Here is a 17740-nt window from a genome sequence, read left to right as displayed (position 1 = left end):
CACCCGGATCGCATCTTTCGATGCGATCCGACCTCTCCCTACGGGAGAGGTGAACCCTCGGCTCGCATTGATTCAGCCCGGCTTCAGCGCACCCTCACTCGCCCTGGATCCATTCGGCGACGCCGCGCCACAGCGTATTGCGGTGATCGGGGCGGAAGAAGCCGAAATGGCCGATGGCCTTGGCGCCGACGTCGGACGGTTTGACCGTCAACACCTCCGGCTTGATCGCGGTGAACCCGCTGGTGAGCAACTCGACCGCGGGGCGCGTCGCCCAGGGATCGTCCGAGAAGCACAGCGCGCGCAATTCGCCCTTGAACCTCGCAAAGTTCTCCAGCGCCGGCAGCCGTGAATCGAAGAGATAGCGGGGGCTCGAGACCCACTGGGCCCATTGCAGGAAAACGCCCTTGGGCAAGTCCTCGCCAATGCCGACCCAGCCGGGCGCGTAGCCGAGCGCGCGGACCAGCGGCACGCCGACAAAATTCATGAAGGCGAAGACGCGATATTTCTCCGGCGAGGTCATCAGCCGCCAGGTCGCCGCCTGCGAAGCCACGAAGGCGGCGCGCGAGATGTCCGTGTTGTTGGCGATCAGCCCGAGCGCCTGGCCGCCGAAGGAATGGCCGACATAGGCAAGGGGCAGGGTGTGGTAGCGCTCGCGCATCCAGCGCACCGCGGCGGTGACGTCGAGAGCGGCCCAGTCGGACATCGAGGCCTTGAAGCCGACCAGCGATTTCGGCCGGTTGTAGCCGACCACCGGCTGCCGGGAATCGCCGATGCCGCGATAGTCGTAGGTCAGGACGGCGCAGCCGCGATGGGCGAGATAGGAGGCGAAGCCGCGATAGATTTTTCGCGGGACGGCGGTGGCGGAGTTGATCAGCACGGCATGGCGCTTGGCGCCGCGCGGCAGAAACAGGGTGCCGGTCAAGGCATACCCGTCGGTCGCCGGGAAGCTGATCTCGTCGATGAAAACGTCGTCCAGTGCGGCGTCCATGGGCAGAAGGTGTCCTGCCGGTTTCCTTACCAGTTTCCTTGCCGTTCCCAGCAAATGCGAATTTGGCTTTGTCCGCAAGGGTTTGCAATGCGGAATGGATTTACAACTGGCGGGGCGGGGCTAGCCTGTGTATAAGGCGGCCCTCGCAACCCACAGATCAGGTTGCACTTTTTTGCTTCACGGAGAGATTGCGATGTCCGAGCGGTGGACGCCCGAGTCCTGGCGCAGCAAGCCGGTGCTACAGGTGCCCGATTATCCCGACGCCAAGGCTTTGGCCGACGTCGAGGCGCAGCTTGCGACCTTTCCGCCGCTGGTCTTCGCCGGCGAGGCGCGCAACCTGAAGAAGGCCTTAGCGCGGGTTGCGGCCGGCGAGGCCTTCCTGCTCCAGGGCGGCGACTGCGCCGAGAGCTTTGCCGAGCACGGCGCCAACAACATCCGCGACTTCTTCCGCGTGCTGCTCCAGATGGCGGTGGTGCTCACTTACGCCGGCGCCGTCCCCGTGGTGAAGGTCGGCCGCATCGCCGGCCAGTTCGCAAAGCCGCGGTCGTCGCCGACCGAGAAGGTGAACGGCGTCGAGCTGCCGAGCTATCGCGGCGACATCGTCAACGACATCGCCTTCACCAAGGAAGCGCGCGTGCCGGATCCGCAGCGCCAGCTGATGGCCTATCGCCAGTCGGCCGCGACGCTGAACCTGCTCCGCGCCTTCGCCACCGGCGGCTACGCCAATCTCGGCAGCGTGCACCAATGGATGCTCGGCTTCCTGAAGGATAGCCCGCAGTCCCGCCGCTACAAGGAATTGGCCGACCGCATCTCGGACGCGCTGAATTTCATGCGCGCCTGCGGCCTCGACCTCGAGGCCCACCCCGAGCTGCGCGCCACCGATTTCTACACCAGCCACGAGGCGCTGCTGCTCGGCTACGAGCAGGCCCTGACCCGCGTCGATTCCACCACCGGCGACTGGTACGCGACCTCGGGCCACATGATCTGGGTCGGTGACCGCACCCGCCAGCTCGATCACGGCCATATCGAATATTTCCGCGGCATCAAGAACCCGATCGGGCTCAAATGCGGCCCGTCGCTCAAGCCCGACGAATTGCTCAAGCTGATCGACGTGCTCAACCCCGACAACGAGCCCGGCCGGCTGACGCTGATCGGCCGCTTCGGCGCCGACAAGGTCGGCGAGCATCTGCCCAACATGATCCGCGCCGTGCAGCGCGAGGGCAGGGTTGTGGTCTGGTCGTGCGATCCCATGCACGGCAACACCATCACCTCGACGTCAGGCTACAAGACGCGCCCCTTCGACCGCATCCTGTCCGAGGTGAAATCGTTCTTCGCGATCCACGGCGCCGAAGGCACCCATGCCGGCGGCGTGCATCTGGAGATGACCGGCCAGGACGTCACCGAATGCCTCGGTGGCGCCCGCGCCATCACCGACGAGGATCTCAACGACCGCTACCACACGGTCTGCGATCCTCGTCTCAACGCCGAGCAATCCATCGACATGGCTTTCCTGATCGCCGAGCTGCTGAAGCAGGAACGTGCCGGCAAGGTCAAGCCGATGCCGGCTGCAGCGGGGCTCTAAGATCTTGCTGCGGATCTGGAAGGCCACGATCAATTCCCGGAACGGTCTGGCCTTTGCGTTTCGATCGGAGCAGGCCGTCCGCGAGGAGATTTTTGCGCTCCTGCTGTCGCTGCCGCTGGCCTGGTTCATCGGCGCGACCGCGATGCGCGCGGTCGAGCTGGTCTGTGCGGTCGCGTTCGTGCTGGTGGTCGAGCTGCTCAACACCGCGATCGAAAAACTCGCCGACCGCCTCACCATGGACCACGACAAGCAGATCGGCCGGGTCAAGGACATGGGCTCGGCTGCGGTCGGCGTCGCGCTGCTGATGGCCGGGGCGTTCTGGATCTTTGCGCTCGTCGAGCGATTGGGTTTCGTCTAACGAGGATCGAGCAAGGGCGCCCATGACCGAACGTCTCAACGCATTCGCGGTCACGCTCGCCCAGCTCAATCCGACCGTGGGCGATATCGAGGGCAACGCCGCCAAGGCGCGGGCGGCGCGCGCCCGAGCCGCCGCCGACGGCGCCGATCTCGTGCTGTTTCCGGAATTGTTCATCGCCGGCTATCCGCCGGAGGACCTGGTGCAGAAGCCGGCGTTCCAGGCCGCCTGCCGCGCCGCGATCGAGACGCTGGCGCGCGAGACCGCGGACGGTGGTCCGGCGATGCTGCTCGGCACGCCCTGGGTCGAGGAGGGCAGGCTTTACAATGCCTGTGCGCTGCTCGAGGGCGGCCGTATCTCCGCGCTGCGCTTCAAGTGCAATCTGCCGAATTACGGCGTGTTCGACGAGAAGCGGCTGTTTTCGCAGGGCCCCGCCGCCGGCCCTGTGACGGTGCGCGGCGTGCGCATCGGCGTGCCGATCTGCGAGGACATCTGGCTGGAAGAGTCCGAGGACTACGAGAACGTGGTCGAGACGCTGGCCGAGACTGGCGCCGAGATCATCCTGGTGCCGAACGGCTCGCCTTACGCCCGCGACAAGAACGACGTGCGCCTGTCGGTCGCGGTGGCGCGGGTCACCGAAAGCGGGCTGCCGCTGGTCTATCTCAACCAGGTCTGCGGCCAGGACGAGCTCGTGTTCGACGGCGCCTCCTTCGTGCTCAACGGGGACCTCTCACTTGCGGCACAGTTGCCGGCGTTCGAAGAGAGCATCGTCACGCTGCGCTTCACCCGAAATGGTGACGACTGGCGTTGCACCGGTCCGATCGCCGAGCAACCCGAAGGTGACAAGGCCGATTACGCCGCCTGCGTGCTGGGCCTCCGCGATTACGTCGCCAAGAATGGCTTTCCGGGCGTGCTGCTCGGCATTTCCGGCGGCATCGATTCCGCGCTGTGCGCGGCGATCGCGGTCGATGCGCTCGGCGCCGATCAGGTGCATGGCGTGATGCTGCCTTATCGCTACACCGCAGCACACTCGGTTGCGGATGCCGGCGAGCTCGCCGGCCATCTCGGCATCCGCTACGAGGTTTTGCCGATCGCGGAAGCCGTCAACGGGTTCGAGACCATCCTGTCCGGCATCTTCAAGAACCTGCCGCCTGACATCACCGAGGAGAATCTCCAGGCTCGCACCCGCGGCACGCTCTTGATGGCGATCTCCAACAAGACCGGCTTGATGGTGGTGACGACAGGCAACAAGTCCGAAATGTCGGTCGGCTACGCCACGCTGTATGGCGACATGAACGGCGGCTTCAATCCGATCAAGGACATCTATAAGACGCAGGTGTTTCGGCTGGCGGCACTGCGCAATTCCTGGAAGCCGGAAGGCGCGCTCGGGCCGGTTGGCGAGATCATTCCGCCCGATATCATCACGCGGCCGCCGACCGCGGAGTTGCGCGAGAACCAGCGGGATGAGGACTCGCTGCCGCCTTACGACGTGCTCGATGCCATCCTGGAACGCCTGGTCGAACGCGAGGAGCCGCTTGATCAAATCATCGCGGCCGGCTTCGACCGCGAGACCGTCACCCGCATCGACCATCTCCTCAACGTAGCCGAATACAAGCGCCGCCAAGCCGCACCCGGCGTGAAGGTGACACCTAAGAATTTCGGCCGCGACCGCCGCTATCCCATCACCAACCGCTTTCGTGACAAGGGCGAGCGGTTGCCCGTGCCCGACGAGACGCTGGTCTCGCGCGGCAGCCGCGCTTCGATTGACGCGTTCGAGGGTTAGCATCGGAGAGAGACGGGCAGTCTCGCTACAATACTCCGCGGTGGACATTGTAGAAACCGACTTCTCCCGCGGAGTACTGGATGCCCCGCCTTCGCGGGGCATGACAGTGAGAACTCAGATTGCCGCTACGACGGGCTTGCGAAGAAGAGCACCCGAAGGAAGTGGGTGTATTCGGATTCGAGCACCATGATCGACACGAATACCAATACCGCGACCGGCGGCAGCAGGATGGCATAGGCCAGGGCCAGTCGCTCCCAGGCCATGTGCATGAAGACCGCGACGATCAGGCCGGCCTTCAACACCATGAACAGCAGGATCAGCGACCACCTCAGATAGCCATGTAGGCCAAAGTAGTCGACGAGGTAGGAGCACGTGCTGAGGACGAACAACCAGCCCCAGACCACGAGGTAGAGCTTGATCGGGTGCTGTTGACCCTTGGCGTGAACGGCTCCCGTTGCGACTGCGCTATGCACCGGAGCGTGAAGCTGTCCTTCCATGTGTACCGCCGCGTTTGTCATGCGCCGACCTCACCAAAGATAGAAGAATGCAAAGATGAACACCCACACGAGATCGACGAAGTGCCAGTACAGGCCCATGATCTCGACGATCTCGTAGTACCCCTTGCGGCTCGTGAAGAAGCCGCGCCTCTCGGCGTCGAAGTCGCCGCGAAAGACCTTCCGCGCAATGGCGATCAGGAAGATCACACCGATCGTCACATGGGTGCCGTGGAAGCCGGTGATCATGAAGAAGCTCGCACCAAACTGCGGGGCACCCCATGGATTGCCCCAGGGCCGGACGCCCTCCATGATCAGCTTGGTCCATTCGAAGGCCTGCATTCCGACGAAGGTTGCGCCGAAAGCTGCCGTGGCCAGCATTAAGGCCGCGGTTCTGACGCGATCGCGGCGGTAGCCGAAATTGACGGCCATCGCCATGGTGCCGCTGCTGCTGATCAGGATAAACGTCATGATGGCGATCAGGATCAGCGGAATGTGCCTGCCAGCGATGTTGAGAGCGAAGACCTCGCTGGGATTGGGCCAGGGCACGGTCGTCGACATCCGCGCCGTCATGTAGGAGAGCAGGAAGCAACTGAAGATGAAGGTGTCGCTGAGGAGGAAGATCCACATCATGGCCTTGCCCCAGGACACGTTCTTGAAGGCGCGCTGATCGGACGCCCAGTCGGCGGCGATGCCGCGCCAGCCTTCAAGCCGCGCAGGCGATTGGCCCGGATTTGTCAGCATGGTCGCAGCCATCTGGTCTCGCCTCCCTAGCTCAGCAATTGGCGGCAGATGTTGACGAAATCGTCGGTCCAGCCCGTGAGAAGGCCGAGCAGGACGAGCCAGACCAGCAGCAGGAAGTGCCAGTAGATGGCACACAGCTCCACGCTCAAGCGCATGTCGGCGATCTCGACGCCGCGCCACATCTTGGCCGAGGTTCGGCCCAAGGCCACCAGACCGCCCGTCAGATGCAGCCCGTGCACTGCGGTCAACAGGTAGAAGAAGGAATTCGCCGGATTGGACGCCACGAAATATCCGGCAGCCCCGAGCCGTTGCCAGGCCAGGAGCTGTCCGGCGAGGAAGATCACGGCAGATGCTCCGCCAGCGAGCAGGCCGATCATGACGCCTTCAGCATCGTCTCGGCGCGCGGCCACGTACGACCATTGCAGCGCGGCACTGCTCAGGACCAGGACGCCGGTGTTGACCCACAGCAGTCGCGGTATCGGCAGCGGCCGCCAGTCCACCACGCTCATGCGCATCGAGTAGGCGCTGATGAAGAGGACGAACAATGTGCTCGCGACGGCGAGAAACACGCCAAGTCCGACCTTCGCTGCCGGCCAGGTCATGGCATCGCCGCCCGGGAAGTCACCGATCGGGCCTTCCTCCAGCCATGGCTTGGCCGTCAGCCGCTGCTGCGACAGCCACCATCCCGCGATCACCGCAAGCACAGCCAGGAACAGGATGATGGCGCTCACGAAGCAGCTCCCTGAACGCGCTGCGTCGCGTGCGGCGGCTGGTTCTGCGGAATGAAGTCCTTCGCGGCGCCGGGGACACTGTAGTCGTAGGCCCAGCGGTACACGACCGGGAGCTCCTTGCCCCAATTGCCGTGCCCTGGAGGCGTCTCCGGCGTCTGCCATTCCAGCGTCGTCGCCCGCCACGGATTGCCGCCCGAGGCCTCACCTTTGAACAAGCTCCAGGCAAGGTTGAACAGGAACACCATCTGGCTGAAGCCGACGGTCAAGGCCACCACGGAGATGAACGCGTTCAGTGAATGGGCCGAGGACGGGATGAACGCCGCATCCCCGAGTTCGAAATAGCGGCGCGGAACCCCGAGCAGTCCAAGATAGTGCATGGGGAAGAAGATCAGGTAGGCGCCGAGGAAGGTGACCCAGAAGTGAAACTTGCCCAGGGCCTCGTTCAGCATGCGCCCCGTGACCTTGGGGTACCAATGATAGATCGCGCCGAGCACGACCATGATCGGCGCCACGCCCATCACCATGTGGAAATGCGCGACCACGAACATGGTGTCCGAGAGGGGCACGTCCACGACGACGTTGCCGAGGAAAAGGCCGGTGAGCCCGCCGTTCACGAAGGTGATGATGAAGCCGAGGGCGAACAGCATCGGCACCGTGAGATGGATGTCGCCGCGCCACAGGGTCAGCACCCAGTTGTAGACCTTGATCGCGGTGGGGATTGCGATGATGAGCGTCGTGGTGGCGAAGAAGTACCCGAATTGCGGGAACATGCCGCTCACATACATGTGGTGCGCCCATACGATGAAGCTGAGCGCGCCGATGGCCACGATCGCCCAGACCATCATGCGGTAACCGAAGATGTTCTTGCGCGCATGCGTGCTGATCAGATCGGAGACGATGCCGAAGGCGGGCAGGGCGACGATGTAGACTTCGGGATGGCCGAAGAACCAGAACAGGTGCTGGAAGAGCAGCGGGCTGCCGCCGCCGTATTTCGACAGCGTGCCCATCTCGACGAGCGAAGGCATGAAGAAGCTGGTTCCCAAGAGACGGTCGAGCAGCAGCATGACCGAGGCAACGAACAGTGCAGGGAATGCCAAGAGCGCCATCACGGTCGCCGTGAAAATGCCCCACACCGTCAGCGGCAAGCGCATCAACGTCATGCCGCGGGTGCGCGCCTGGAGCACCGTGACCACGTAATTCAGTCCGCCCATGGTGAAGCCGATGATGAACAGGATCAGGGACGACATCATGAGAATGATGCCCCAATCCTGCCCGGGCGTTCCGGAGAGGATCGCTTGCGGCGGGTACAGCGTCCAGCCGGCGCCGGTGGGGCCGCCGGGCACGAAGAAGGCCGAGGCCAGCACCAGGACTGCGAGCAGGTAGACCCAGTAGCTCAGCATGTTCACATAAGGGAAGACCATGTCCCGGGCGCCGACCATCAGCGGGATCAGGTAGTTGCCGAAGCCACCCAGGAACAACGCGGTGAGCAGATAGATCACCATGATCATGCCGTGCATGGTGATGAACTGGAGATACTGGTTGGCATCGATGAAGGAGAAGGTGCCGGGGAATCCCAGTTGCAGCCGCATCAGCCACGATAGCACCAGGGCCACCAGCCCGATGGCCGTGGCCGTCAGCGAATACTGAATGGCGATCACCTTGGCGTCCTGCGAGAAGACATAGCGTGTCCACCAGCTCCGCGGATGATAGAGCTCGACATCAGGCACTTCGGCAGGCGGAATGCCGGGGATCCCTTCATATGGAATATCGACCATAGAAACCTCCTCGGTCGTTTCCATCGGGTGAGACCTTGGCCTCATGCACCCGATCTATCTTGGCGGCGGCTTACTACTTGCCGCCGGATTGGTACGTCGCCTTCACGACGGCTTTTGCCGGCGACAATTCTGCAAACGTTTTTTGTTGCTCCAGCCAAGCGTGATATTCACGCTCTTCGTCGATGATGACCTTGGTCCGCATCTGATAGTGAGCAGCGCCACAAAGCTCCGCACAGAGAACGTCGAACGTTCCGGTTCGGATCGGCTTTATCCAGAAATAGGTCACCATGCCTGGAACCATGTCCATCTTGGCCCGGAATTCGGGCACGTAGAAATCGTGCAGGACATCGACCGAGCGGAGGAGAACCTTGACCGGCTTTCCCACTTGAAGGTGCAGCTCGCCGCTCTCGATCACGACGTCGTCCTGCCCGTGTTGGTCGTCACGATTGAGTCCCATCGGATTGTCGGAAGCGATGTTGCGGACATCGGATGTGCCCAATTGCCCATCCTTGCCCGGAAGGCGGAAGCTCCATTGCCATTGCTGCCCCATGACCTCGACCTCGGTGGCATCCGCAGGCACCGTCACGAACTGGTGCCAGACCACGAGGCCAGGCGCCAGCATGGCCGCGACGCCGACGCCGGTCCCGACGCTCAGCCACCATTCGAGCTTTTTGTTTTCCGGATTGTAGTCGGCCCGTCTTCCCTCTTTGTGGTGAAAGCGGAAGACGCAGTAGGCCATGAAGGCGATGACCGCGACGAAAACAAAGCCCGTGATCCAGAACGTGATGTTGATGGTGTGGTCGATATAGGCCCAGTTCGTGGCGATCGGCGTCCACCACCACGGGCTGTAGAGGTGAAACAGCACCGAGCCGATCGCGACCAGAAGCAATATCAGTGCGACAGCCATCCTGATCCATCCTTGCCATTGAAGGCTACGGATACGAATCCAGGGCGGAGCTCATGTCTGTCGCGATGGCTGGCCTTTCTTGGTTGGCGTGCCATCGCCGGCCTGTTGCTTCGCCCATTCCACTGGTCGCGAAATCAAGGGAACGCTCGCGACCATCAATCTCATCGGAGCTAAGGGCGTCTGTGTGTAAAATGGTCCCAGCCTAATCCGGCGTCAATAGAGCATATCGGCGTGCCGACGGGGCGTGGGCGTTGCCGTCGCCCGGCAAGTCGACAAAAGCATCAGATGCGCTCAGCGTCCGGTGTGATGCAACGCACAAATCAGGTCGCCCAATTCACCGAACCGTGAGTTCAGCCTTGCCCCGCGCGCGCTAAGCTTGCGAGGCAGGTCGCGACGGGTTCCGTCCGGCCAGGCTCGTTCGCTGAACCTGGGTTACCGTACTCGACCCATCGCGTTTCCTGCTCATCCGGCGGACACGCGTGGCTGGAAAGCGCGTGTTATCGAAACCGCGATTTTCAGGACGGGAGGTCCGTTCATGGCCACTCTGTACTCCCACGACATCAGGCGGCACGTATTCGGCGAAGCGGCCTCCTATCCCATTCGCAAGATCAGCTTGTCCGACCTGTCCGACGCCCTGCGCCTGGGTTGGGAGGATTTCCAGGCGATGCCGAGTCACGCGATCGTCGTGTGCGTGATTTATCCCGTTCTCGGTCTCGTCCTGTTCAGGATGGTGCTCGGCTATTCGGTGCTGCCGCTACTGTTTCCGCTGGCCGCCGGCTTTGCCTTGGTCGGGCCTTTTGCCGCGATCGGTCTCTACGAACTCAGCCGTCGTCGCGAGCGCGGCGAGGAGGTCGATGCATGGGATGCGTTCAAGGTGCTGCGCGCACCTTCGTTCGGCGCCATGGTAGAACTCGGCGTGCTCCTGCTGGTCCTGTTCGGGGCCTGGATCGGTGCCGCGAACGCAATCTATGTCGCAATCTTCGGTCACGCGGCGGCCGCAAGCATTCCCGACTTCGCAACGCGCGTGCTGACGACACCGGAAGGGTGGTCGCTCATCATCGTCGGTTGCGGTGTCGGCTTCCTGTTTGCGGTTGTGGCGCTGTGCGTCAGCGTCGTGTCATTTCCGTTGATGCTGGACCGGCATGCGACTGCGATCGACGCGATCCGCACGTCGCTTCGAGCGGTGGCGGCGAATCCGGTTGCGATGGCCGGATGGGGCCTCATCGTGGCAGCGCTGCTCGTGATCGGCTCGCTGCCGCTCTTCGTCGGTCTCGCTGTCGCTCTGCCAGTGCTCGGTCATGCCACCTGGCACCTCTATCGGCGGGTGGTCGAGCCGAATCCGAACCCACCGGACGCACCGCCGCCGCCCCCGAAGGGAAAGCGTTACGCAGCAGACTTCCCGGCCAATCTCTTCCCGTGGAGCCGCGAGGGCGAATAGTCGCGCGCGTTTGAGGGATAACGGTTGCGCGTGAGACGGGCGATTGTGCCCCTGGATTGCTGTCATCATCCGCGAAAGCGGATGATCCAGTACCCTGCGGCGCTGCTTGTGTGCACGACTGGCGTCACGGTGCCCCGCCTTCGCGGGGCATGACAGTAAAAGCAGGGCTGCCTACTTCTGCTGCTGCGGCAGGAAGGTCGGGCCGACCGAGCGGATCGGCTTGTTCTCGGAGTTAGCAGGGGCGCCAGTATCCGCCGGCGGCGGCGCGGCCGGCGCGGTGGACGTCGTCGGCGCCGGAGCTGCGCCCTTCTTGGCATTCGCAGGCGTGCCCTTGTTGAGCCGCTGCTGCTGCATCTTCCTGGCGCTCTCTTCGGTGACGATGATGTCGCCCTGCTGCTCGGCCGCCGCCTTGTCGTCGGCCGATTTCAACGCATCCGCCCAGGTCTGGCCTGCCGCCTTGCAGGAGCAGGACGGGTTGAACTCGCTGCGGAACTTGAACGCGGTCGGCAACGCGGTGTAGGGCTGGCCGCCGATCGAGACGGCCGAGTTCATGTCTTCGCCGGGATTGCGATGGGTGTAGAGCACGGCTTCCGCGGCCGGGCACAGCGCCTTGCAGGTCTTCTCGTCGTCGGGGAAGCGCGCCGGCACGGTCGCAAACGAGATCGGGAAATAGGCGCCGTCGCACGTGCGCACGCACACGGTGCGGAAGGTACCGGATTGCGGGCCGAGATCGGCGGGCGGCACGGCTTGCGGATTGCCCGCGCTGTTGCCGCCGAACAGATTGCTGAGGAAGTTGCCGCCGCCCTGTGATTGCGCGGCGTTGGCATATTGCGGGCCGCAATTGTTCTGCGCCAGCGCCGCCAGCACCGAGCGGCGCTGGTTGTCGCGCTCGGGGCTGAAGCCGCCGGGGCCGCCGCCGCGCAGCCGCTCGAGATTGCCGGTGATCTGGTCGAGATTGGCGCGCATCTGCTGGATCTGGGTGTTGACCGGGCCGCATTGCGCCGACTGGCCGTTGAACAGCGAGAAGAAGCCGGAGGAATCGCAGCCCATGCGCTTGGCCTGCATGGTGACGCGGTCGAGCTCAGCCTGCTGACGGCTCTGCGAGTCCTGGTAGCGGCGGATCTGCTCTTCGCGCGCGGGGTCACCGCCGCCGCCGCGGTCGAGCGCGGCGAGCTGGCCTTCCAGTCGCACGCACATCGGATTAGGGCCTAGTCCGTTCTGGCCGGGCTGAGGCGGCGGTCCGGGCGGGCCGGCCTGCGCGAAAGCGCCGGTGGCGAGCACGACCATGCTTAGGAGCAGGGTGCAGGCAAGGAGGAAGCGGGCACGAGGCAGGGACAACAATTCAGGCATATCCGCCATTCTAGCGAGGTCACGGCCCAATGTGACTTTCCAAGTGACTTTGGAGGGCCGAAGCGCGCCCTCCAATAGCCGCTTCCTGCGGCATCGTCACGTCGTTTCAAGGGCCAAAGATTGGGCCTAAGGTCCGCCAGCTCCGAGCGAATTCAGCGCTGGCAGGTGATTGCAACATATTCGTCGCAACGGCCATGGGAGCAGTTTGCGCCGGATTTGGGGACGGAGCCGGTAATTTCGTCGGGATCGACCCGGCGATAGGCCGAGGCCTGGGCAAAATCCCGTGACTGGCAATAGGTGCGCGCGACGGAGGCGCCGCATTTGTCGCCCTTGGCCAGGCACTGGTCGACCCCGTAGCCGTCCGCCTGGTTGGCGATGATGAAGACGCGGGTCTCGGCGCAAGCGCTGGATGCCGCAATGATGGAGGCGCCGAAAATGAGCGCGAGCAAGGATCGCATGAAAACACCGGGGGGCAAAAAGGAACCGCCAGTTCCAGAATGGGCTCAAATGGTTAAGGATCATGAACCGTCAGGACGAGCGGGGCGCTTTGCGGAGATAAAGCGACGTTTTCGCGGCTCTCTTGACGGGGGGCCGCCTCATAGCCCATATGTGGCCGCATGAACGGTCTCCTCGCCATTTGCGCCATTTGCCGCGAGATTACGAGCTAGCGATTCGCTGGCTGGAGCCGTCTTTTCTCAAAAAACATTGAGAGCCCTGGACGCCCGGCCAACAGCCGACGGGTATCCATATGGAATTGCGCCTTTACGATACGCTGAGCCGGGAAAAGCGGACCTTTGTACCGCTCGATGCGAAGAACGTCCGCATGTATGTCTGCGGACCGACCGTCTATGACTTCGCCCATATCGGCAATGCACGGCCGGTGATCGTGTTCGACGTGCTGTTTCGGCTGCTGCGCCATCTCTATGGCGAGGCGCATGTCAAATATGTCCGCAACATCACCGACGTCGACGACAAGATCAACGACCGCGCCGCGCGCGATTTTCCCGGCCTGCCGCTGAACGAGGCTATTCGCAAGGTCACGGAGGAGACAGGCCGGCAGTTTCATGCCGACGTCGACGCGCTCGGCGCGCTGCGGCCGAGCGTCGAGCCGCGCGCGACCGAGCATATCGGCGAGATGCGCGAGATCATCGAGAAGCTCGTCGCCGGCGGCTTTGCCTATGTCGCCGAAGACCATGTGCTGTTCTCGCCCCAGGCGATGAACGCGGCCGATGCAGGCCTGCCGCGCTATGGCGCGCTGTCCAATCGCTCGTTGGACGAGATGGTCGCCGGCGCCCGTGTCGATGTCGCGCCCTACAAGAAGGGCAATACCGACTTCGTGCTGTGGAAGCCGGCCAAGCCCGGCGAGCCGTCTTGGCCGTCGCCGGCCGGCATCGCCGCGCAGGGGCGGCCGGGCTGGCACATCGAGTGCTCGGCCATGGCCTGGAAGCATCTCGGCGAACAGTTCGACATCCATGGTGGCGGCATCGATCTCGTGTTTCCGCATCACGAGAACGAGGTTGCGCAGACTTGCTGCGCCTTCCACCAGCAGCGCATGGCGAACTACTGGATGCACAACGGCTTCCTCCAGGTCGAGAGTGAGAAGATGTCGAAGAGCCTCGGCAACTTCATCACCATCCACGAGCTGCTGCAGGATTGGCCGGGCGAGGTGTTGCGTCTGAACATGCTGAAGACGCATTACCGCTCGCCGATCGACTGGACCATGAAGTCGCTGGAGGAGAGCGCCAAGACGCTCGACGATTGGTATCGCGTCGCGGCCGACGTCGAGCCCGGCAGGCCGGCGGCTTCCGTGGTCGAGCCGCTACTGGACGACCTCAACACGTCCCTGGCGATCGCAGCGCTGCACGGCTTGCGCGGCAGCGACGTGAACGCCTTGGCAGGATCATTGCGGCTACTCGGTTTCCTCTCCGAGAGCGCTGCGCAATGGGAAGGCCGCAAGCAGCAGGCGAGCGGCATCGATGCGAAGGAAGTCGAGCGCCTGATCGCGGAGCGAACGGCGGCCCGTAGCCGCAAGGACTTTGGGGAATCCGATCGCATCCGCGATCTGCTCACCGCGATGGGCGTTGCGATCAAGGACTCCAAGGAGGGCACGACCTGGGAGATTGCGCGATGAAGCGGCCCGACACGCCTTTTCCACGGCACTGGCTCTATTACATCGTACTGAAGATCGCGCTGCTCGCTGGCGCTGTGGCGCTGGTGCTGAAACTCTATGGGATGTGGTGAAGACCGATGGGACAGACTTTGCCAAAACCCGGCTTGCGGCCGTTCCTGCCTGATGACGTGCCGGTGCTCGCCGCGATCTTCACCGCGAGCATCGAGGAGCTGACCGGTGACGACTATAGCGAGGCGCAGCAGCAGGCCTGGATGGAGACGGCGGAAAGCGAAGAGTTCGGCAAGCGGCTCGCCGCCGACCTGACCCTGGTCGCGACGCTGGAAGGCTCGCCCATCGGTTTCGCCTCGCTGCGCGGCAACGATCACATCCGCATGCTCTATGTGCATCCGGGAGTGAGCGGGCAGGGCGTTGCGACCATGCTGGTCGATGCGCTGGAAAAGCTTGCCGGCGGCCGAGGTGCCACGAGCCTCTCGGTCGACGCCAGCGACACCGCGCAGGGCTTCTTCGCCAAGCGCGGCTACATCGCCCAGCAGCGCAACAGCGTCACCATCAACGACGAGTGGCTCGCCAACACCACCATGAAGAAGATGCTCGGAGCGGGGCAATGAGCAAGGAGCGTCTCTATCTCTTCGACACCACGCTGCGCGACGGCGCGCAGACCAACGGGGTCGATTTCACGTTGGCCGACAAGCAGGTCATCGCGGCGATGCTCGATGATCTCGGCATCGACTATGTCGAGGGTGGCTATCCCGGCGCCAATCCACTCGACAGCGAATTCTTTGCAACCAAGCCAAAGCTCGCCCATGCGCGCTTCACCGCCTTCGGCATGACGCGGCGAGCCGGGCGCTCGGTTTCCAACGATCCCGGCGTCGCCGGGCTGCTGGAAGCAAAGGCCGACGCGATCTGCTTCGTGGCGAAGTCATCGGCCTATCAGGTGCGCGTCGCGCTGGAGACGACGAAGGAGGAAAACCTCGCCTCGATCCGCGACAGCGTTGCGGCCGCGAAGGCTGCTGGACGTGAAGTGATGCTCGACTGCGAGCATTTTTTCGACGGCTACAAGGAAGACGCGGCGTTCGCGCTCGCCTGCGCCAAGGCCGCTTATGAGGCCGGCGCACGCTGGGTGGTGCTGTGCGACACCAATGGCGGCACCATGCCTGATGAGGTCGAGGCCATCGTCACCGAGGTGACGAGGCACATTCCCGGCGATCATGTCGGCATCCACGCCCATAACGATACCGAGCAGGCGGTGGCGAATTCGCTCGCCGCGGTGCGCGCTGGTGCGCGGCAGATCCAGGGCACGCTGAACGGCCTCGGCGAGCGCTGCGGCAACGCCAATCTCTGCTCGCTGATTCCGACTCTGAAGCTGAAGAAGAATTTTGCCGACGCCTTCGAGATCGGCGTCACGGCCGAGAAGCTGGCAACGCTGGTCAAGGTCTCGCGCACGCTCGACGACATGCTCAACCGTGTGCCGAACCGGCACGCGGCCTATATCGGCGAGAGCGCCTTCGTCACCAAGACCGGCATTCATGCCTCCGCCGTGCTGAAGGATCCGCAGACCTACGAGCATGTCCTGCCGGAGTTGGTCGGCAATCACCGCAAGGTGCTGGTCTCCGACCAGGCCGGGCGCTCCAATGTCATCGCCGAGCTCGATCGCGCCGGCATCGCTTATGAAAAGAGCGATCCGAAGCTGACGCGCCTCGTCGAGGAATTGAAGGCACGCGAGGCGGCGGGATACGCCTATGAATCCGCAAACGCATCCTTTGAGCTCCTGGCGCGCCGGACGCTCGGCAAGGTGCCGCATTATTTCGAGGTCGAGCAGTTCGACGTCAATGTCGAGCAGCGCTACAATTCGCACGGCGAGCGCGTCACCGTCGCTTTGGCCGTGGTCAAGGTCGACGTCGCCGGCGAGCATCTGATCTCGGCCGCCGAAGGCAACGGTCCCGTCAACGCCCTCGACGTCGCCCTGCGAAAGGACCTCGGCAAGTACCAGAAGTACATCGAGGGCTTGAAACTGATCGATTATCGCGTGCGTATCCTCAACGGCGGCACCGGCGCGGTCACGCGCGTCTTGATCGAGAGCGAGGACGAGAACGGCGACAGCTGGACCACGGTCGGCGTGTCCCCGAACATCATCGACGCCTCGTTCCAGGCGCTGATGGATTCGGTGATCTACAAGCTCGTGAAGTCGGGCGCACCGGCGTAAGCGACGGCGGCGCAACAGCGCCGTCATTGCGAGCGAAGCGAAGCAATCCAGAATCCCTCCGCGGACACACGCTGGATTGCTTCGCTACGCTCGCAATGACGAGGAGAGAGAGGGGGAGCGCGACCAATGATCGACCACATCTCCGTCGGCGTCAGCGATCTCGATCGCGCCGCTAAATTCTATGAGGTCGCGCTTGCCGCACTCGGCCTCACGCGCCTGGTGACGCGGCCGCGGACTATCGGCTTCGGCAAGGCCTATCCGGAGTTCTGGATCAACTTGCGCGAGGGCATGCCGCGCGTCGCGCCGGAGAGCGGCGTGCACATCTGCCTGCGGGCGAAGACGACCGGTGAGGTCGACGCGTTTCACGCCGCCGCGCTGTCGGCCGGCGGTGCCTCCGACGGCGCGCCGGGCATCCGCCCGCACGATCGCGTGCGCTATTACGCGGCGTTCGTCGCCGACCCCGACGGTAACCGGATCGAGGCGGTGACGTTTCCGAGCGAGTAGCCGTTAAAGCCTGCGTGCCACTTCCGGGGCGAGCTGCTTTTCTGCCTCGGCGACCTGGGCGGCTGCCGTCTTCAGCTTCGGCAGAATCTCTTCGACCCGATCGGCCTTGAGGATGTCGATCGAAAGGCCGGCGCGGATGAACTCGGTCTGGCGCATGTGCGACAGCAGCGAGAATAGCGGCTCCCAGAAATTGTCGATGTTGGCGAGCAGCACCGGCTTGGCGTGACGGCCGAGCTGCTTCCAGGTCATTTGCTCGACCAGCTCCTCCAGCGTGCCGACGCCGCCCGGCAGCGCCACGAAGGCGTCGGAGCGTTCGAACATCAGCCGCTTGCGCTCGTGCATGTCGGGGGTGACGATCATCTCTTGCACGCGCGTCAGCGCGTTTTCACGCAGCCGCAGGAAGTCGGGGATGATGCCGGTGACGGTGCCGCCGTGATCGAGCACGGAGGTTGCGACCGCGCCCATCAGGCCGAGCGAGCCGCCGCCATAGACCAGGCGGATGTTGTTTTCGGCGAGTGCCTTGCCGAATGCCTTGGCGCCTTCGGTGAAGCGGGGATTGGTTCCTGGGCCGGAGCCGCAATAGACACAGACGGTTTTGATTGTGCTCATTGGTGCCATGATGCATTGCAACGAAGAGGCGTCAAGCCCAATCGGTGATTCGGATCACCCGGAAATCTACCGGTAAATGGCGATAAACAATCAAAGATTCGCCATCTGGCGGGGTGCGCGGACATCGGGAAGGCTCTATATGACGA

Annotated in this window: 17 protein-coding genes; 8 read left to right on the top strand and 9 right to left on the bottom strand. The window is 63.6% G+C overall.

The features are described 5' to 3' along the window. Positions 1-94: 94 nt before the first annotated feature. Positions 95-988 (bottom strand): alpha/beta hydrolase family protein, encoded by an 894-nt coding sequence (locus AAE027_RS18800; RefSeq protein WP_370986711.1) that lies wholly within the window; start codon positions 986-988, stop codon positions 95-97. 193 nt (positions 989-1181) lie between these two features. Here AAE027_RS18800 and AAE027_RS18795 point away from each other — a divergent pair, with 193 nt between their 5' ends. Genes AAE027_RS18795 through AAE027_RS18785 form a run of 3 tightly spaced genes read left to right on the top strand, consistent with a single transcriptional unit; the run spans position 1182 to position 4708 of the window. Further along, positions 1182-2570: a class II 3-deoxy-7-phosphoheptulonate synthase gene (locus AAE027_RS18795; protein WP_370986712.1), complete on the top strand. Its 1389-nt coding sequence runs from the start codon at positions 1182-1184 to the stop codon at positions 2568-2570. A 4-nt stretch (positions 2571-2574) separates the two neighbouring features. Then, positions 2575-2928, top strand: coding sequence for a diacylglycerol kinase (locus AAE027_RS18790; protein ID WP_128934485.1), 354 nt, complete (start codon positions 2575-2577; stop codon positions 2926-2928). 22 nt (positions 2929-2950) lie between these two features. Next, on the top strand, positions 2951-4708 hold the full coding sequence (locus AAE027_RS18785; RefSeq protein WP_370986713.1) for an NAD+ synthase: 1758 nt from the start codon (positions 2951-2953) through the stop codon (positions 4706-4708). 125 nt (positions 4709-4833) lie between these two features. On the opposite strand, the gene AAE027_RS18780 is transcribed toward AAE027_RS18785, so the two are convergent. The 5 genes from AAE027_RS18780 to AAE027_RS18760 all read right to left on the bottom strand — a co-directional run bounded on the left by AAE027_RS18780 (position 4834) and on the right by AAE027_RS18760 (position 9359). Further along, positions 4834-5226 (bottom strand): cytochrome C oxidase subunit IV family protein, encoded by a 393-nt coding sequence (locus tag AAE027_RS18780; protein WP_370986714.1) that lies wholly within the window; start codon positions 5224-5226, stop codon positions 4834-4836. Positions 5227-5235: 9 nt separating this feature from the next. After that, complete coding sequence (locus AAE027_RS18775) at positions 5236-5958, bottom strand: heme-copper oxidase subunit III family protein (protein WP_370986715.1); 723 nt, start codon at positions 5956-5958, stop codon at positions 5236-5238. A 14-nt stretch (positions 5959-5972) separates the two neighbouring features. Further along, complete coding sequence (locus AAE027_RS18770) at positions 5973-6677, bottom strand: cytochrome c oxidase subunit 3 (protein WP_370986716.1); 705 nt, start codon at positions 6675-6677, stop codon at positions 5973-5975. Beyond that, entirely contained in the window at positions 6674-8452 is a 1779-nt protein-coding gene (locus AAE027_RS18765; protein WP_370986717.1) for a cbb3-type cytochrome c oxidase subunit I, read from the bottom strand. The genes AAE027_RS18770 and AAE027_RS18765 overlap by 4 nt, the downstream gene beginning before the upstream one ends. 73 nt (positions 8453-8525) lie before the next feature. Further along, the gene (locus AAE027_RS18760; protein WP_370986718.1) at positions 8526-9359 is read right to left on the bottom strand and encodes a cytochrome c oxidase subunit II; all 834 of its coding nucleotides are present in this window, start codon (positions 9357-9359) and stop codon (positions 8526-8528) included. Positions 9360-9894: 535 nt separating this feature from the next. On the opposite strand from AAE027_RS18760, the gene AAE027_RS18755 reads away from it, so the two are divergent. Further along, complete coding sequence (locus AAE027_RS18755) at positions 9895-10797, top strand: DUF2189 domain-containing protein (protein WP_370986719.1); 903 nt, start codon at positions 9895-9897, stop codon at positions 10795-10797. Between the two features lie 171 nt (positions 10798-10968). On the opposite strand, the gene AAE027_RS18750 is transcribed toward AAE027_RS18755, so the two are convergent. Together AAE027_RS18750 and AAE027_RS18745 are read right to left on the bottom strand one after the other, a co-directional pair. Further along, complete coding sequence (locus AAE027_RS18750) at positions 10969-12156, bottom strand: DUF2865 domain-containing protein (RefSeq protein WP_370986720.1); 1188 nt, start codon at positions 12154-12156, stop codon at positions 10969-10971. Between the two features lie 143 nt (positions 12157-12299). Then, positions 12300-12605, bottom strand: a complete 306-nt coding sequence (locus AAE027_RS18745) for a hypothetical protein (protein ID WP_164934452.1) — start codon at positions 12603-12605, stop codon at positions 12300-12302. A gap of 290 nt (positions 12606-12895) precedes the next feature. Between AAE027_RS18745 and cysS the strand changes: the two genes are divergently transcribed. From cysS to AAE027_RS18725, 4 genes are all read left to right on the top strand, one after another. Continuing rightward, a complete protein-coding gene (gene cysS, locus AAE027_RS18740; RefSeq protein ID WP_370986721.1) occupies positions 12896-14278 on the top strand; it encodes a cysteine--tRNA ligase in 1383 nt (460 codons plus the stop codon). Positions 14279-14394: 116 nt separating this feature from the next. Continuing rightward, the gene (locus AAE027_RS18735; protein WP_370986722.1) at positions 14395-14886 is read left to right on the top strand and encodes a GNAT family N-acetyltransferase; all 492 of its coding nucleotides are present in this window, start codon (positions 14395-14397) and stop codon (positions 14884-14886) included. Beyond that, on the top strand, positions 14883-16481 hold the full coding sequence (cimA, locus tag AAE027_RS18730; protein WP_370986723.1) for a citramalate synthase: 1599 nt from the start codon (positions 14883-14885) through the stop codon (positions 16479-16481). The genes AAE027_RS18735 and cimA overlap by 4 nt, the downstream gene beginning before the upstream one ends. Before the next feature lie 126 nt (positions 16482-16607). Further along, positions 16608-16985 (top strand): VOC family protein, encoded by a 378-nt coding sequence (locus tag AAE027_RS18725; RefSeq protein WP_370986724.1) that lies wholly within the window; start codon positions 16608-16610, stop codon positions 16983-16985. A gap of 3 nt (positions 16986-16988) precedes the next feature. Here AAE027_RS18725 and AAE027_RS18720 read toward each other — a convergent pair whose 3' ends face one another. Further along, on the bottom strand, positions 16989-17594 hold the full coding sequence (locus AAE027_RS18720; RefSeq protein ID WP_164934453.1) for an LOG family protein: 606 nt from the start codon (positions 17592-17594) through the stop codon (positions 16989-16991). Positions 17595-17740 lie beyond the last annotated feature (146 nt).

The organism is Bradyrhizobium sp. DN3, from assembly GCF_041357655.1.
Classification (GTDB): domain Bacteria; phylum Pseudomonadota; class Alphaproteobacteria; order Rhizobiales; family Xanthobacteraceae; genus Bradyrhizobium.
The sequence above is the reverse complement of the archived record's forward strand: the minus strand, read 5'-3'. Positions and strand labels throughout refer to the sequence as shown.

Coding starts and splice junctions, on each gene's coding strand:
- AAE027_RS18800 (WP_370986711.1), bottom strand. CDS start 988: ATGGACGCCGCACTGGACGACGTTTTCATCGACGAGATCAGCTTCCCG.
- AAE027_RS18795 (WP_370986712.1), top strand. CDS start 1,182: ATGTCCGAGCGGTGGACGCCCGAGTCCTGGCGCAGCAAGCCGGTGCTA.
- AAE027_RS18785 (WP_370986713.1), top strand. CDS start 2,951: ATGACCGAACGTCTCAACGCATTCGCGGTCACGCTCGCCCAGCTCAAT.
- AAE027_RS18780 (WP_370986714.1), bottom strand. CDS start 5,226: ATGACAAACGCGGCGGTACACATGGAAGGACAGCTTCACGCTCCGGTG.
- AAE027_RS18775 (WP_370986715.1), bottom strand. CDS start 5,958: ATGGCTGCGACCATGCTGACAAATCCGGGCCAATCGCCTGCGCGGCTT.
- AAE027_RS18765 (WP_370986717.1), bottom strand. CDS start 8,452: ATGGTCGATATTCCATATGAAGGGATCCCCGGCATTCCGCCTGCCGAA.
- AAE027_RS18760 (WP_370986718.1), bottom strand. CDS start 9,359: ATGGCTGTCGCACTGATATTGCTTCTGGTCGCGATCGGCTCGGTGCTG.
- AAE027_RS18755 (WP_370986719.1), top strand. CDS start 9,895: ATGGCCACTCTGTACTCCCACGACATCAGGCGGCACGTATTCGGCGAA.
- AAE027_RS18750 (WP_370986720.1), bottom strand. CDS start 12,156: ATGGCGGATATGCCTGAATTGTTGTCCCTGCCTCGTGCCCGCTTCCTC.
- AAE027_RS18745 (WP_164934452.1), bottom strand. CDS start 12,605: ATGCGATCCTTGCTCGCGCTCATTTTCGGCGCCTCCATCATTGCGGCA.
- cysS (WP_370986721.1), top strand. CDS start 12,896: ATGGAATTGCGCCTTTACGATACGCTGAGCCGGGAAAAGCGGACCTTT.
- AAE027_RS18735 (WP_370986722.1), top strand. CDS start 14,395: ATGGGACAGACTTTGCCAAAACCCGGCTTGCGGCCGTTCCTGCCTGAT.
- cimA (WP_370986723.1), top strand. CDS start 14,883: ATGAGCAAGGAGCGTCTCTATCTCTTCGACACCACGCTGCGCGACGGC.
- AAE027_RS18725 (WP_370986724.1), top strand. CDS start 16,608: ATGATCGACCACATCTCCGTCGGCGTCAGCGATCTCGATCGCGCCGCT.
- AAE027_RS18720 (WP_164934453.1), bottom strand. CDS start 17,594: ATGAGCACAATCAAAACCGTCTGTGTCTATTGCGGCTCCGGCCCAGGA.